The organism is Microbacterium rhizophilum, from assembly GCF_039605615.1.
Taxonomy (GTDB): domain Bacteria; phylum Actinomycetota; class Actinomycetes; order Actinomycetales; family Microbacteriaceae; genus Microbacterium; species Microbacterium rhizophilus.
In genome coordinates this window covers 23,923-39,431 of sequence record NZ_JBCNUN010000007.1, presented here as the reverse complement: position 1 = coordinate 39,431, position 15,509 = coordinate 23,923, and the positions used below count along the sequence as shown (strand labels likewise).

Annotated in this window: 12 protein-coding genes; 4 read left to right on the top strand and 8 right to left on the bottom strand. The window is 72.8% G+C overall.

The features are described 5' to 3' along the window. Positions 1 to 22: 22 nt before the first annotated feature. The 3 genes from AAD528_RS12080 to AAD528_RS12070 are packed head-to-tail and all read right to left on the bottom strand — an operon-like array spanning position 23 to position 2,485. Complete coding sequence (locus tag AAD528_RS12080) at positions 23 to 346, bottom strand: thiamine-binding protein (RefSeq protein WP_345752330.1); 324 nt, start codon at positions 344 to 346, stop codon at positions 23 to 25. Between the two features lie 11 nt (positions 347 to 357). Continuing rightward, positions 358 to 1,584 (bottom strand): hypothetical protein, encoded by a 1,227-nt coding sequence (locus tag AAD528_RS12075; RefSeq protein WP_345752329.1) that lies wholly within the window; start codon positions 1,582 to 1,584, stop codon positions 358 to 360. 10 nt (positions 1,585 to 1,594) lie between these two features. Continuing rightward, positions 1,595 to 2,485, bottom strand: coding sequence for an ADP-dependent NAD(P)H-hydrate dehydratase (locus tag AAD528_RS12070; protein ID WP_375339616.1), 891 nt, complete (start codon positions 2,483 to 2,485; stop codon positions 1,595 to 1,597). Positions 2,486 to 2,527: 42 nt separating this feature from the next. On the opposite strand from AAD528_RS12070, the gene AAD528_RS12065 reads away from it, so the two are divergent. Further along, the gene (locus tag AAD528_RS12065; protein WP_345752327.1) at positions 2,528 to 3,607 is read left to right on the top strand and encodes an NADH:flavin oxidoreductase/NADH oxidase; all 1,080 of its coding nucleotides are present in this window, start codon (positions 2,528 to 2,530) and stop codon (positions 3,605 to 3,607) included. Between the two features lie 42 nt (positions 3,608 to 3,649). Here AAD528_RS12065 and AAD528_RS12060 read toward each other — a convergent pair whose 3' ends face one another. From AAD528_RS12060 to AAD528_RS12045, 4 genes are all read right to left on the bottom strand, one after another. Continuing rightward, the gene (locus tag AAD528_RS12060; RefSeq protein ID WP_345752326.1) at positions 3,650 to 4,717 is read right to left on the bottom strand and encodes a hemolysin family protein; all 1,068 of its coding nucleotides are present in this window, start codon (positions 4,715 to 4,717) and stop codon (positions 3,650 to 3,652) included. After that, the gene (locus AAD528_RS12055; protein WP_345752325.1) at positions 4,714 to 6,090 is read right to left on the bottom strand and encodes a hemolysin family protein; all 1,377 of its coding nucleotides are present in this window, start codon (positions 6,088 to 6,090) and stop codon (positions 4,714 to 4,716) included. Before AAD528_RS12055 ends, AAD528_RS12060 begins: the two co-directional genes overlap by 4 nt. A 125-nt stretch (positions 6,091 to 6,215) precedes the next feature. Further along, positions 6,216 to 7,208, bottom strand: coding sequence for a squalene cyclase (locus AAD528_RS12050; RefSeq protein ID WP_345752324.1), 993 nt, complete (start codon positions 7,206 to 7,208; stop codon positions 6,216 to 6,218). Positions 7,209 to 7,292: 84 nt separating this feature from the next. Beyond that, entirely contained in the window at positions 7,293 to 7,958 is a 666-nt protein-coding gene (locus AAD528_RS12045; protein WP_345752323.1) for a hypothetical protein, read from the bottom strand. A 159-nt stretch (positions 7,959 to 8,117) separates the two neighbouring features. Between AAD528_RS12045 and AAD528_RS12040 the strand changes: the two genes are divergently transcribed. Then, positions 8,118 to 9,227 carry a sensor histidine kinase gene (locus AAD528_RS12040; protein WP_345752322.1) on the top strand — a complete coding sequence of 370 codons (1,110 nt, stop codon included), beginning with the start codon at positions 8,118 to 8,120 and terminating at the stop codon, positions 9,225 to 9,227. After that, positions 9,224 to 9,910, top strand: a complete 687-nt coding sequence (locus AAD528_RS12035) for a response regulator (protein WP_345752321.1) — start codon at positions 9,224 to 9,226, stop codon at positions 9,908 to 9,910. The genes AAD528_RS12040 and AAD528_RS12035 overlap by 4 nt, the downstream gene beginning before the upstream one ends. A 46-nt stretch (positions 9,911 to 9,956) precedes the next feature. Here AAD528_RS12035 and AAD528_RS12030 read toward each other — a convergent pair whose 3' ends face one another. Next, entirely contained in the window at positions 9,957 to 11,525 is a 1,569-nt protein-coding gene (locus AAD528_RS12030; protein WP_345752320.1) for an SPFH domain-containing protein, read from the bottom strand. Positions 11,526 to 11,782: 257 nt separating this feature from the next. On the opposite strand from AAD528_RS12030, the gene AAD528_RS12025 reads away from it, so the two are divergent. After that, positions 11,783 to 15,496 (top strand): multifunctional oxoglutarate decarboxylase/oxoglutarate dehydrogenase thiamine pyrophosphate-binding subunit/dihydrolipoyllysine-residue succinyltransferase subunit, encoded by a 3,714-nt coding sequence (locus tag AAD528_RS12025; protein ID WP_345752453.1) that lies wholly within the window; start codon positions 11,783 to 11,785, stop codon positions 15,494 to 15,496. Positions 15,497 to 15,509 lie beyond the last annotated feature (13 nt).

The window sequence follows — 15,509 nt, the reverse complement described above, 5'->3', positions numbered from 1 at the left end:
TGACGGCGGCTCCACCGGCGGGCTACGCGTCCCGCTGCTGGTCGATCGCCGCCTCGAGACGCGCGATCTTGCCGTCGAGCTCGCCCGAGTATCCGGGGCGGATGTCGGCCTTCAGCACGAGCGAGACGCGGGATCCGAACGGCATGACGGCCTCGGTGGCGCGCTTGACGACGTCCATGACCTCGTCCCAGGTCTCGCCCTCGATCTCGGTGAACATCGACGTGGTGCGGTGGGCCAGGCCCGACTCCCGCACGACCTTCACGGCCGCGGCGACCGCGTCGTGCACGGATCCCTCGGGATTCGCGGCGTTGGATCCGGACGGGGCGACGGAGAAGGCGACGAGCATGAGGGGTCCTTTCAGACGGGGGCGGGGGCTTCGGCGAGCGGGCGCCTCACGCGAGCGGGGACGGGCACGCGGGCGAGCCGGACGACCGCCCACACCATGAGCGCCACGAGCACGAGGTTCCGCGCCGTCAGCACCGCGACGGCGGACACGTCCGGCACGAGCAGCAGCCCGTACATCAGGGGGTACACGGTCTGCGTCAGCACGGCCGACAGCAGCGCGAGCGCCGCGAGCGGGCGGGCGCGGCGCCGGTCGAGCACGATCCAGAGCACGAGCGGCGCGATCAGCCAGTCGTGGAACTGGGGCGATCCGACCTTGTTGAGCGCGATCAGCACGACCACGAGCGCGAGCGCGAGGGGCGGCAGCAGCCGCACGACCGACGCGCCGCGGCGGGCCTTGAGCGCGCCGAGCAGCACGACCGCGGCCGCGGCGAGCGCGAGCACGGGGGTCATCGCCGCGATCACGACATCGACGTTCGGGCCCGTCACCTGGAAGGTCAGGATGTCCCGGTCGTAGAACAGCCACCATCCGTCCACACGCAGCGCGGCGCCCCACAGGTACAGGGTGCTGACGGGCGCCTCGAGCTGCAGGCCGCGCCCCGTCTGCGCGGTCACGAAGCCGAGCAGGTGCGCGACGCCGCCCATCAGGATCACGACGGCCACGATCACCGCGGACGTCACGAGGGCGCCCGTGACGACCTCGGCCCGGCGGCGCACCGCGACGAGCGCCGCCGCGAGCAGCGCGGCGGGCCACACCTTGATCCAGGCCCCCGCGGCGAGCAGCGCCGACGCGACCAACGGGCGGCGCACGACCCACAGCAGTCCCGTGATCGCCAGCGGCACCGTGATGGCGTCGATGCGGTACATCCCGACCGGGCCGAGCAGCAGGATGAATGCGAGCCAGAACCACGCGGCCGCGCGTCGGGAGCGCGAGCGCGCGTCGCCGATCAGCAGCCAGAACCCGGCCGCATCGCACGGCGTCACGAGCACGGCCCACGCCACCGTGTAGCCGCCGAGCCACGCGAACGCGTGCGCCAGCAGCATGGGGACGAGCGCGAGATGCGGGTAGACCCACGACTCGGTGACGCCCACGATGCCCGCGCCGTGCAGTGCCGCGGTCGACCAGGGCTCGTACACGAGGTACACGTCGCCCATGGGCTGATTCGGCATCCGCCAGCCGAGCCATCCGACCAGGCCGTGGACGAGCGCGAAGGCGAGCCACAGGATCAGTCGCCGACGCACGATCCTCATCCTAGGGACGCGCGCCGAATGCGGCCGCGTAGGCGGCCGGCAGGTGCGCGGCGACGTCGAGCGCCGTGATGGGGTGGCCCGGGCGGCCCTCCGTGGCCCCCGCCGCCAGCCGGCCCGCATGGCCGTGCAGCCAGGCTCCGGTCGCCGCCGCCCTTCCGAGCGCCTCCGCGTCGACGGGACCCGCGCCCGCGACGGCAGCCGCCACGGCGCCGATCGCGCCCGCGAGCACGTCTCCCGTGCCGGCGGTGGCGAGCCAGGGCGTGCCTGCGCGCACCACCGTGAACCAGCCGGTGGGCGCCGCGACGATCGTGGCGGCGCCCTTCAGCAGCACCACGCCGCCGAGCGCGACCGCGGTCTCCCGCACGACCAGCAGCCGCTCGTCGAAGCCGCGTCGCAGCCGGTCGGCCAGCGGATCGTCGCCCTCCACGTCGTCGACGCCCAGGCCGAGCGGGATCCGCACCTCCTTCAGCTCGCCGTCGTGCGGCGTCACGACGACGGGGCCGCGGGCCTCGGCCGCGAGGTCCAGCGCCCCCGCGTCCACCACGACGGGCGCGCCCGAACGGAGGGCGTCGAGCATCGCCGCGCGCACGTCGTCGGGGCGCGTGCGGGCGTCGACGCCCGAGCCGAGCACCCACGCGTCGGTGCGCCCCTCCCCCGTGACCGTCTCGGGCCGGCGCTGCAGCACGAGCCGCCCGACGTCCGGGTCGCCGATCCAGCGCACCATGCCGGCTCCGGCGCGCGCGGCGCCCTCGACGCCGAGCACCGCCGCGCCCGGATACGCGGTCGACCCGGTCCGCAGCGCCACGACTCCGCGGGAATACTTGTGCGAGGCGGCCGTTGGCGTCCGGAGAACGGAGGCGGCATCGGCCGCGGACCACTCCCGTGCTGTCATGCCGTCACCCTATTCCCCTGCCGCGAACGCGATCGGAGCCCCATGAGCCTGCTGTTCACCCCGCTGACCCTGCGCGACGTCACGACCCGCAACCGCCTGTGGGTCGCGCCGATGTGCCAGTACAGCGCGGAGGACGGCATGCCGAACGACTGGCACCACGTGCACCTCGCGCAGTTCGCGTCGGGCGGCGCGGGCCTCGTGGTCGCCGAGGCGACCGCGGTCGTGCCGGAGGGCCGGATCTCGCCGCAGGACACCGGCATCTGGGACGACGCCCACCGCGACGCATGGCGGCGGATCGTCGACGCGATCCACGCGCGGGGCGCGCTCGCCGGCATCCAGCTCGCGCACGCCGGCCGCAAGGCCTCCACGTGGTCGCCGTTCTCGGGTCGGCGCGGGAGCGTCGCCGAGGCGGAGGGCGGATGGACGACCGTCGCGCCGTCGCCGATCGCGTACGACGGCTTCGCCGCGCCCGTCGCGCTCGACGCCGACGGCATCGCGGCCGTGGTCGACGCGTTCCGCGCCGCGGCCCGCCGCGCGCTCGACGCCGGCTTCGACGCGCTCGAGGTCCACGCCGCGCACGGCTACCTGCTGCACCAGTTCCTGTCGCCGCTCAGCAACGAGCGCGCGGATGCGTGGGGCGGATCGATCGAGAACCGCGCGCGCCTCGTGCTGGACGTGGTGCGCGCCGTGCGCGCCGAGGCGGGCGAGGGCGTGCCGGTGCTCGTGCGCTTCTCGGCCTCCGACGCCGCCCCCGGCGGGCTCGAGCCGGACGACGTGGCCCGCGTCTCGCGCTGGGCGGTCGACGCCGGCGCCGATCTGATCGACGTGTCCTCGGCGGGCCTCGTGGCCCACCAGCAGCTCACGGTGGGCCCGGGCTACCAGGTGCCGTTCGCCGCGCGCATCCGCGAGGCCGGCGTGCCGGCGGCGGCCGTCGGCATCATCACGACCGGCGCGCAGGCGGAGGCCATCCTGCGGGAGGGGTCCGCCGACGCGGTGTTCGCGGCGCGCGAGTGGCTGCGCGATCCGCACTTCGGCCTGCGCGCCGCGACCGAGCTCGGCGAGGACCCGGACGCCCTCTGGCCGCCGCAGTACCTGCGCGCCCACCGCCCGCTCGGCCGCTGAGCCGGCGGTCGTCGGGCCGGCCCTCGCGGGCCGACCCCTCGCTCACCGTCCGGGGGCTCGCCCGCGACGGGTGGCGTCGTGGATCTCGCCGATCAGCTCCTCGAGGATGTCCTCCAGGAACAGCACGGCGGTCGTGCGGCCGTCGGCGTCCCGCACGCGCGCGAGGTGGCGCCCCGCGCGCCGCATGACGGCCAGGGCGTCCTCGAGATCCGTGTCCTCCTGCACCGGCACCATGTGGTGGATCCGCTTCGCCGGGATCGGGCGGACGAGCGCCGCCGGCACGTCCGCCTCGTCGGCGACGCGCAGGATGTCCTTGAGGTGCACGTACCCGACCGGATCGCCGCCGCCGTCCACGATCACGTAGCGCGAGTAGCCGTGCTTGGCCACCGCGCGCTCGATCCTGGCGGGCGTGGTCGTCTCGGGCAGCGAGACGATCTCGCTCAGCGGCACGGCGACGTCCTTCGCCTTCTTGTCCGTGAACTCGACGGCGGCCGCGACCGCGCCCGACACGTCGTCGAGCACGCCCTCGCGGCGCGACTGCGTGACGATCGTGGCGACCTCGTCGAGCGTGAACGTCGACGCCGCCTCGTTCTTGGGCTCTACCCCGAACAGGCGCAGCACCGCGTTCGCGAGCCAGTTCAGCACCCAGATCACGGGGTGGAACACCTTCGAGATCCACACCAGAGGTGTCGCCAGCAGCAGGACGGCGCGATCCGGCAGCGAGAACGCGATGTTCTTCGCGACCATCTCGCCGAACACCACATGCAGGTACGACACGAGCACGAGCGCGATCACGAACGCGGCCGTGTCGACGAACGCCTCGGACATCCCCGTGAGCTCCAGCGGCACCGCGAACAGGTGGTGGATCGCGGGCTCGGAGACGTTCAGGATCAGCAGCGAGCAGATCGTGATGCCGAGCTGCGACGTCGCGAGCATGAGCGTCGCGCGCTCCATCGCATACAGCGCGGTCCGCGCCGCGCGCGATCCGCGCTCGGCGAGCGGCTCGATCTGCGAGCGGCGCGCGGAGATGACGGCGAACTCCGCGCCGACGAAGAAGGCGTTCGCGAGCAGCAGCACCACGAGCCATGCGATCCCGGCCCAGTCGTTCATCGCCCGCCCCCCGTGTTCGAGCCGGGGCGCGATCCGGATCGCGGCTCGTCCGAGCGCCGCTCGACGATCGGATCCGGATCGGGCGGCGCGTCGGGCGTGAACCGCACGCGGTCGACGCGGCGGCCGTCCATCCGCTCCACGCTCAGCGTCCCGTCCTCCAGCCGCACGGCGTCGCCGACGGCGGGGATGCGCTCGAGCACGCTCATGATGTAGCCGCCGATCGTGTCGTACGCGTCGTCCTCGGGCACCTCGACCTCGGCGCGGTCGCGCAGCTCGTCGGGACGCAGCTGGCCCGGGAACGTGATCGAGTCGCGGTGCCGGACGACGCCCGCGAGGCGGCGGTCGTGCTCGTCGGCCACCTCGCCCACGATCTCCTCGACCAGGTCCTCGAGCGTGACGACGCCGGCCGTGCCGCCGTACTCGTCCACCACGACGGCCATCTGGTAACCGCGCGAGCGCAGCTCGGAGATCAGCTGGTCGAGGTGCACGGTCTCGGGGACCCGCAGCGGCTCGGTGGCGAGCGCGGCGGCGGGCACGTCGGCGCGTCGGCCGCGCGGCACGGCCACAGCGGCCTTCAGGTGCACGATGCCCACGATGTCGTCCATCGACTCGTCGAACACCGGGAAGCGGCTGTGCCCGGTCTGGCGCGCGAGCTCGATCACATCGTCGGCCGAGTCGTCGGCCGCCACCGCGTGCATGCGCGGGCGCGGGGTCATGACGTCGCCGGCGCTCAGGCGCGAGAACGTGAGGCTGCGGTCGAGCAGCGTCGCGGTGTCCTCCTCCAGCACGCCGGCGAGAGCGGAGCGCCGCACGAGCGACGACAGCTCCTCGGCTGTGCGGGCGCCCGAGAGCTCCTCCTTCGGCTCGATGCCGAACCCCCGCAGCACCGCGTTGGCGCTGCCGTTGAGCAGCGCCACGGCCGGACGGAACACGGTCGTGAACGCGATCTGGAACGGGGCGACGAACCTGCCTGTGGCCACCGGCAGCGCGAGCGCCAGGTTCTTCGGCACGAGCTCGCCCAGGATCATCGACAGGATCGTCGCGATCGCCACCGCGACGACCGTCGCGATCGGCGCCACCGCGGCCTCCGCGAGCCCCCACGACGTGAGGACCGGCTCGAGCAGGCGCGAGAACGCGGGCTCGAGCGTGTAGCCGGTCAGCAGCGTGGTCAGCGTGATGCCGAGCTGCGCGCTGGAGAGGTGCGTGGACGTCTGCCGCAGCGCGGCGATGGTCATCCCGAGACGCGACTCTCCGCGCTCGCGGCGGGCCTCGAGATCCGCGCGATCGAGGTTCACGAGCGCGAACTCGCTCGCGACGAACAGGCCGGTGCCGACCGTCAGCAGCAGCCCCACGCCGAGCAGGATCAGGTCCATGCGGATCCACCTCCGCTCACGTCGCAAGCCGGGGCGAAGGCCGGTCGATGGGGCGATCTACTACTGGGAGGGTCGTCCATAGGGTTCGAGTCTAGAGCCGGCGGCTATGCGGCGGCCGGGGGACGTCACGTCCGCTCCGCGCCCGTGCCGTCCCACCACTCCAGCACCCGGGTGCCGACGAGGGTGAGCCACTTCGACGGCTCGTCGGGCGGGACATCCGTCTCGAACCACACCAGCCCGGGCTCGCGGCCGCCCTGCCGCCAGCGCCCGTCCGGCTCGCGCGCGGCGCGGATCGCGTCCATCGCGTCCGCGAGGCGCGGATCCGGATCCGTGCCGTCGTGCCGACCGGCGGCCCGGAAATGATCCGCCGCGCTCAGCGCGCTGTAGCGCCAGCGGAACGGATGCGAGAACCGCGTCGCCCAGCGCGCCACCTGCTCGCCGCTCGACAGGCGGTACAGCAGCCGCCGCGCCAGCAGGTACTCCTCGCCGCGGCGCCGGGCCGCGCGCACCGAGGCGTCGCCGGTGATCCGCTCGTAGTCCAGCAGGCCGCGCAACGCGTTCAGGGTCGAGTGGAACGAGGACCGCCTCGAGCCCTCCACCCACTCGCAGTTCCAGCCGCCGTCGGACAGCTGGTGCTCCGGGAACCACGCGGCGAGGGCGGCGACGTCGGCCCCGAGCCATGCGCCGGAGGCCAGCGTCATGGCGTTGATGCAGACGTCGGTCTCGCCGCCCCAGTACGGCAGGCCGTCGTACTCCCAGCGGCAGTTCGCCGCGATGCGCTCGGCGGTGTCGCCGAGCGCCGCGGCGTCCACGCCCCAGTCCTGCAGCGCTCTGAGGCTCCAGTCCGTGGAGACCCACGGCTGGGCGTCCTCGCCCGTCTCGCCGATCGCGACGCCGGCGGCGCGCCAGCCCTTCCCCGGGAAGTGCGCGCCGCGCGCCCACGTCCCCTCGGGGTCCTGCCGCTCGAGCAGCCGCCGGCCGAACCCCTCGGCCGGCACGCGCGCCCGCGTCGCCCGCCACGTGTCCTCCGGCAGGTGCAGGAGGTCCCGCTCGACCTGCCAGCGCAGGGTCGGATCGGAGTCGAGCAGCCAGTCCGCGAGCTCGGGAGCGATCGCCATGGCGTCACAGTAGGACGCGCCGGGGCCGGGCGCGAGGGCCCGGCGCCGGCGCGACGAGGTCGGGCGCCCGGATGCGGGGTGGCGTCAAGAGGTGCGGCTCGCACGCCGAGCACCGGCGAGCACCAGTCCGCACACGAGCGCGGCGAGGAGGCCGAACAGGGTCGTCTTGTAGTCGAACGGCAGGAAGTCGGAGACGACCGCGGCGACCGCCAGCGCGATGATCCACCACGGCGCCCAGCCGGCCCGGACCGCGGCGATCGCGAGGAGGACCAGGCCCGTCATCATCCCGACCAGGAGGGCGAGGAACACGACGGCGCCCGACGCCCCCGTCTCGCCGACCGTCTCGACCACCGGTGCGACGCTCGGATCCTGCACGTAGAGGTCGAGCGAGATCATGTCGGCGGTGCGCAGGCCGGCGAGGCCGGTCGCGCCGAGGGCGCCGAAGCCCGCCGCGATGCGGCCCACGATCCGTCCCCGTCCCGCGGGAAGACACCCGAGCCGCACGAACATCGCACCGATGATCGGCGCCGCGAGGAACGCCATCACATAGCTCGCGAGCAGCGGCCCCTGGTGCTCGACGAGGAACTGGGCGCGCTGCGCGGGGTCGTCCGAGGCGACGGACTGGTGAGGCGCGACGAGCTCGCTGACGGCGACCAGCACGAAGCCCGCGAGCAGCAGCCACCACGAGCCGCCGGGCCTCGCGATGCGAGACGGCGCGGTCGAGGGCGCCGCGGCGATGGATGTGGACATGGAGACCTCCCGGATCTGGTGAGTGCGTCGATCTCGAAGGTAGGAACGGGCGGCGCCGGCCGGCACCGGCGCTCGGCGGCGCCACCCCCTCCGCGGGGCGGGAGATGCCCCTCCCCGCGACGGGGGTGCGGTCCGCCGCGGAGGACTACGGTTCTGGACATGCGAGGGCTGCTGGCCAGGCACACGACGTGGCGTGACCTCGGGTTCGCCGGGGTGTTCGCCGCGCTGGCGGTCGCCGAGACGCTGATCGTGTCCACGGCGCCGCACGCGGGCCTGCGTGCCCTGATGGCGGCGCTCACCTGCGGAGGGCTCGCGCTGCGGCGTCGGCACCCGCTCGCGGCGGCGACGGTCGTCGCGACGGGCCTGGCCGCCGAATCCATGCTGCTGGAGAGCCCCGACGAGGTGGGCGTCCTTCTCGCGACCGCGCTGGCGTCTTTCTCCCTGGCGGCGTACGCGCCGACGCGCGACCTCGTGGCCGGCGGCGTGCTGCTCGCGATGGCGCTCGCGGTGGCGATCGTGCTCGACCCGTCGGATTCGGCCGTCAACGTGCTGCCGACCCTGATGCTCTTCCTCGCCGTGCCCGCGGTCATCGGGCGGAGCGTCGGCCGACGCCAGCGCCAGATCGACGGACTCGAGGCCGAGCGGATCCGGTTGGAGGCCGAGGCGCGCGAAGCCGTCGACCGGGAACGGCAGCGGATCGCCCGCGAGCTGCACGACGTCGTCTCGCATGCCGTGACGCTGATCGCCGTGCAGGCCGAAGCGGGGTCGACGCTCCTCGAGTCCGACCCGGCCGCGGCCCGACGGTCACTGGAGTCGATCGGCGACGTCAGCCGTGAGGCGCTGGGAGAGCTGCACCGCCTCCTCGCGCTGCTGGGCGGCGAGCAGGACGACCCGCCGGAGGCGGGCCTCGGTCGGATCGACGCGCTGCTGGCGGGTGCACGAGCGGCGGGGCTCCGCGTGGACGCCGACCTCGCCGTGGCCGGCTCCCTGCCCGCCGCCGTCGATCGATGCGCGTACCGCATCGTGCAGGAGGGGCTGACCAACGCGCTGCGTCACTCGGCGGGAGGAGCCGTGGATCTCCGGATCGACGCGGACGCCCGGCGACTGCACGTGCGGCTCGACAGCAGCGGCTCCCGCCACACCTCGGCGTATGGCGGGACCGGCCGCGGCCTGGCCGGTCTGGGCGAGCGGGTGGCCATGCTCGGCGGCACCCTGACCGCGGGCCCCCACGCGAACGGCTTCCGACTCGACGCCGAGATCCCGACATGAACGATCGGCCCGGTGATCCGATCCGAGTGGTCGTGGCCGAAGACGAGACGCTGGTCCGCGACGGGCTGGCCGCGATCCTCGGGGCCGCGGCCGACATCGAGGTGATCGGCACCGCCGCCGACGGCGCCGAGGCGTGCGAACTGGTGATCGGCGCGGCGCGCGCGCCCGACGTGGTGCTGATGGACGTCCGGATGCCGGGCGTGGACGGCATCGAGGCCACGGCCCGCATCGTCGCCTCCGGTGCGCCGACCCGCGTGCTGGTGCTCACGACGTTCGAGAGCGACGACATCGTCGCCGCCTCGCTGCGCGCCGGAGCGAGCGGCTTCCTGCTCAAGAGCGTGCCCCGCGAGCAGCTGTGGGCCGGCATCCGGGCCGTGCATGCCGGCGATGCGCTGCTCGCGCCCGCCATCACCCGACGGCTGATCGAGCGCCACATCGCGAGACCAGGGGTCGGCGACGGTTCCGCGCTCGGTCTGACCGAGCGGCAGGCGGATGTCGTGCGTCTCGTCGCGCGCGGGCTGAGCAACCGCGAGATCGCCGGGCGCCTGCACCTGGCCGAGTCGACCGTGAAGGGATACCTCAGCGACGTGCTCGTCCGGCACGGGCTGCGCGACCGGACCCAGCTCGTGGTCCTGGCCTACGAGTCCGGGCTGGTCGCGCCCGGCGAGGCCCGCGACCCCTGACCGGGATCGGCGGCGAGCCCCCGCGCGGGCGCGATCCGCGACGCGGTCAGGCGCCGGCGTCCTCGGGCGCGACGGAGGGGGCCACGGGCGTGGCCGCGGGTGCCCGCTTCGGGGTCGGCGGCGCCGCGGGGCGCAGACCCTCGCCGATCCCCTCGCCCACCGCGCGGCCCGCGATGATCGCCGCGAGGTCGACGCCCGTGGCGGCCTTGACCGCGTCGAACGTCGCGCGCATCCCGACGGCCTGCTCGCTCGCGAGGTGCGCGGACGCGCCGCCCTCGCCGCCCAGCACCGTGATGGATCCGACCCGCTGATAGCCCTTGGCGAACTCGGCCATCATCGGCACCACGGCCTCGATGGCGCGCTGCGCCATCAGCGCCTCCTCGTGCTCGGCGATCGCTGCGGCCTCGGCCTTGATGGCGGATGCCTTCGCCTCACCCGCGAGACGGACGGCCTCGGCCTCGGCGTCCGCGCGGAACTTCGTGCCCTGCGCCTCCTGCTGCGCGGCGAACGCGGCGGCCTCGGCGGCGGCGCGCTGCGCTCCCGCCTCGGCCTCGGCCGCCAGGCGCACGGTCTCGGCGTCGGCCGCGGCACGCGTCTTGAGCTCGAGCGCCTTCTGCTCGGCGATCTTGGCCTGCGCCTCGGCCTCCTTGATGCGCGCGTACGCCTCGGCGTCCGCCTGCTTCTGCTGCTCATAGGCCTCGGCGTCGGCCCTCTGCTGGCGCTCGTACGTCGCGGCCTCGGCCACACGGCGCACCTCCGCGTCGAGCTTGGCCGATTGGTTCATCGCCGCCTGCTCGAGCACGCCCTGCTCGAGCTGCTCGCGTGCGAGCTTCTCGGCCGCCTCGGCCTGGGCGTTGGCCCGGCCGATCTCGGCCTTCGCGTTGGCCTCGTTCTTCTGGAACGCGGTGTACTCGACCAGGTTCTGCTCGTTGGTCGCGATCGTGTTGCGCTGCACCTCGCGCTGCGCGGAGATGCTCGCCACCTGGGCGTCGCGCTTCACGCGCTCGATCTCGCTCGCGCCGAGCGCCTCGATGTAGCCGTTCTTGTCGGTGATGCCCTGGATCTGGAACGAGTCGAGGATCAGGCCCTGCGCCTCGAGGTCGCCCTTGATGTTGTCGGCGATCTGGTCCGACAGCTGCTGCCGGTCGCGCATCAGCTGCTCGACCGTGAGCATCGCCACGACCCCGCGCAGCGAGCCCTCGAGCTGCTCGCGCGTGAACTGCTCGATCGCGCTGTCCTGGGAGGCGAAGCGCTCCGCCGCGCGACGCACCTGATCCGGATCGGAGCCGATCTTGAACAGCGCCACGCCCGTCACGTCCACCGTGACGCCGTTGGACGACTGCGCGGTCGGCTCGACGTTGATCTGGCGCGCGCGCAGCGAGATCAGCTCCGCGCGCTGCGTGATGGGGTTGACGATCGCGCCGCCGCCCGTGACGACCGTGACCCGGGAGGTCTCGCCGTCCGCGCCGCGCTGGCTCTTGCCGACGATCACGAGCGCCTCGTCGGCCTTCGCGATCCGGTACCAGGCGCGGAACAGCAGCAGCACGATCAGCGCCAGGACGATGACGCCGACGGCGATCGGCCCCACCGTGAACAGCAGGGAGAAGGGATCCACGGGTGCTCCGTTCGGGTATCGCGGGCGCCTGGGTGCGCCCGCACGCCCGCTCAACATAGCGAGGCGCCGCGGCGGCGCGCATCCGCCCTGAGAGGGACCTCCGCGTGCCCTCGGCACGGGGAGGGCGAGGGGCGATCTGGGCTAGGCTTTTGAGGCGTACGCGCGTGCGCACTTCGCTGTGCGCGCGAGAGGCGGTGGAGACCGCTCCAGCGGTCTCCGGGTCAGAGAAGTCACCGATGAAAGAAGGCGAATCGGCCGTGTCGAGCCAGGGAACGGGCACCGGGACTGCGAACGAGGGGGAGTTCGGGGCCAATCAGTGGCTCGTGGACGAGCTCTACGAGCAGTTCCAGGCCGACAGGAATTCGGTGGACAAGGAGTGGTGGCCCGTCCTCGAGGCCTACCACGGCGGCCGCTCCGGGCAGCCGGCCCCGGCCGCCGCGGCTCCGGCCGCCGCACCGCAGGCGCAGCCGAAGTCCGAGCCCGCGGCACTGCAGGAGCCCGTCGCCGCGCCGGCCCCCACGGGTCAGCAGCCCGTGGCCCGCACGACGGCCAAGCCGGCCAAGCCCGCGCCGATCCCGGCCGACGCGCCGCAGAAGCCCGCCGCTCCGGCCGAGCCTGCCGAGTCGAAGGCCGACGAGGACGTCGTCTCCGTCCTGCGCGGCATGCCCAAGACCCTCGCCAAGAACATGGACGAGTCGCTCACGGTCCCCACGGCCACGAGCGTGCGCACGATCCCGGCGAAGCTGATGATCGACAACCGCATCGTCATCAACAACCACATGTCGCGCACGCGCGGCGGCAAGGTGAGCTTCACGCACCTGATCGGCTGGGCCCTGATCCAGGCGCTCAAGGAGTTCCCGAGCCAGAACGTGTTCTACGCCGAGATCGACGGCAAGCCGTCGGTCGTCGCCCCGGCGCACGTGAACCTCGGCATCGCGATCGACCTGCCCAAGCCCGACGGCACGCGCGCGCTGCTGGTTCCCAGTATCAAGAACGCCGACACGCTCTCGTTCACCGAGTACCTCTCGGCGTACGAGGACCTCGTCAAGCGCGCCCGCGGCAACAAGCTCACGGCCGGCGACTTCGCGGGCACCACCGTCTCGCTCACGAACCCCGGCGGCATCGGCACGGTCCACTCGGTCCCGCGCCTCATGAAGGGTCAGGGCTGCATCATCGGCGCGGGCGCCCTCGACTACCCCGCGGAGTTCCAGGGCGCGAGCCAGAAGACGCTCAACGAGTTCGCGATCGGCAAGACGATCACGCTCACGAGCACGTACGACCACCGCGTCATCCAGGGCGCCGGCTCGGGCGAGTTCCTCAAGAAGGTGCACGAGCTGCTCATCGGCCAGCGCGGCTTCTACGAGGGCGTCTTCGCGGCCCTGCGCATCCCGTATGCGCCGATCCAGTGGAACGCCGACGTCGCGGTCGACCTCGCCGAGCGCGTCGACAAGACCGCCCGCGTGCAGGAGCTCATCAACAGCTACCGCGTGCGCGGCCACCTGATGGCCGACATCGATCCGCTCGAGTACGTGCAGCGCCTGCACCACGACCTCGAGATCGAGTCGCACGGCCTGACCTTCTGGGACCTCGAGCGCGAGTTCGTGACGGGCGGCTTCGGCGGCAAGCGCACCATGAAGCTGCGCGACATCCTGGGCGTCCTGCGCGACTCGTACTGCCGCACGACCGGCATCGAGTACATGCACATCCACGACTACGAGCAGCGGGAGTGGTTCCAGCAGAAGCTCGAGCAGAAGTACACCAAGCCCGACCACGACGACCAGCTGCGGATCCTGCGCAAGCTGAACGAGGCCGAGGCGTTCGAGACCTTCCTGCAGACCAAGTACGTGGGCCAGAAGCGGTTCTCGCTGGAGGGCGGCGAGTCGCTCATCCCGCTGCTGGACCGCATCCTCGAGGGCGCGGCCGAGGCGGGTCTCGAGGGCGCCGCGATCGGCATGGCGCACCGCGGGCGCCTGAACGTGCTCACGAACATCGCGGGCAAGACGTACGGCCAGGTGTTCCAGGAGTTCGAGGGCGCCCTGCCGGGCAACAAGCGCGGCTCGGGCGACGTGAAGTATCACCTCGGCACCGAGGGCACGTTCGTCGCCGAGTCCGGCGCCGAGCTCGACGTCTACCTCGCCGCGAACCCGTCGCACCTCGAGGTCGTCGACGGCGTGCTCGAGGGCATCGTCCGCGCGAAGCAGGACCGCAAGCCGGTCGGATCGTTCACGTGGCTGCCGATCCTCGTCCACGGCGACGCCGCCATGGCCGGCCAGGGCGTGGTCGTCGAGACGCTGCAGATGTCGCAGCTGCGCGGCTACCGCACGGGCGGCACGGTGCACGTGGTCGTCAACAACCAGGTCGGCTTCACGACGCTGCCGCAGGACAGCCGCACGTCGGTGTACTCGACGGATGTGGCCAAGACGATCCAGGCCCCGATCTTCCACGTGAACGGCGACGACCCCGAGGCCGTCGTGCGCGTCTCGGAGCTCGCGTTCGAGTACCGCGAGCGGTTCCACCGCGATGTGGTGATCGACCTCGTCTGCTACCGCCGTCGCGGTCACAACGAGGGCGACGACCCGTCGATGACGCAGCCGCTCATGACCGACCTCATCGAGGCGAAGCGCTCCACCCGGCGCCTGTACACCGAGTCGCTCGTCGGCCGCGGTGACATCACCGAGGAGGAGTACGAGCAGGCCAAGCGCGACTTCCAGGATCGCCTGGAGATCGCGTTCGCCGAGACGCACGCCGCCGAGACCGGGTCCATCCCGATCGTCGACGCGTCCGGCCCGATCGCGACCGAGCCCGTGGGCGAGCCCGACACGACCGGCGTGTCCGTCGACGTCATCACGCAGATCGGCGACGCGCACGCCAACAAGCCCGAGGGCTTCACGGTGCACAGCAAGCTGCAGCAGGTGCTCGACAAGCGCGTGCAGATGAGCCGCAACGGCCAGATCGACTGGGCCTTCGGCGAGCTGCTCGCGTTCGGCTCGCTGCTCACGGAGGGCACGGCGGTGCGCCTGGCCGGACAGGATGCCCGCCGTGGCACGTTCGCGCAGCGTCACGCGACGTTCCACGACCGCGTGAACGGCCAGGAGTGGCTGCCGCTCGTGAACCTGTCCGACAACCAGGGCCGGTTCTGGATCTACGACTCGCTGCTCAGCGAGTACGCCGCGCTCGGCTTCGAGTACGGCTACTCGGTCGAGAACCCGGATGCCCTCGTGCTCTGGGAGGCGCAGTTCGGCGACTTCATCAACGGCGCCCAGTCGGTGATCGACGAGTACATCTCGGCGGCCGACCAGAAGTGGGGTCAGCAGTCGAGCGTCGTGCTGCTGCTCCCCCACGGCTACGAGGGCCAGGGACCGGATCACTCGTCGGCGCGCATCGAGCGCTTCCTCCAGCTGTGCGCGCAGGACAACATGACCGTGGCGCGCCCGTCGACGCCCGCGTCGTACTTCCACCTGCTGCGCCGCCAGGCGTACATGCGCCCGCGCCGTCCGCTGATCGTCTTCACGCCGAAGGCCATGCTGCGCCTGCGCGGCGCGACCAGCGAGGTCGCCGACTTCACGTCGGGCCGCTTCGAGCCGGTGCTGGACGACAACCGCGGCGTCGACAAGGGCGCCGTGAAGAAGGTGCTGCTGCACTCGGGCAAGATCCACTGGGATCTGCGCGGCGAGCTGGACAAGCGCCCCAATGACGGCATCGCCCTGGTGCGCCTCGAGCAGTTCTACCCGGCGCCGGTCGAGCAGCTCAATGCCGTGCTCGACCAGTACCCGAACGCCGAACTGGTGTGGGTGCAGGACGAGCCCGAGAACCAGGGCGCGTGGCCGTTCATCGCGCTCGAGCTCGCGAAGGACCTCAAGGGCCGCGACATCCGCGTGGTCGCGCGCGCCTCGTCGGCGTCGCCGGCCACCGGCTCGTCGAAGGTCCACGCGTCCGAGCACGCCGATCTGATGCAGCGCGCGCTCTCCTGATCCGCACGCGCGA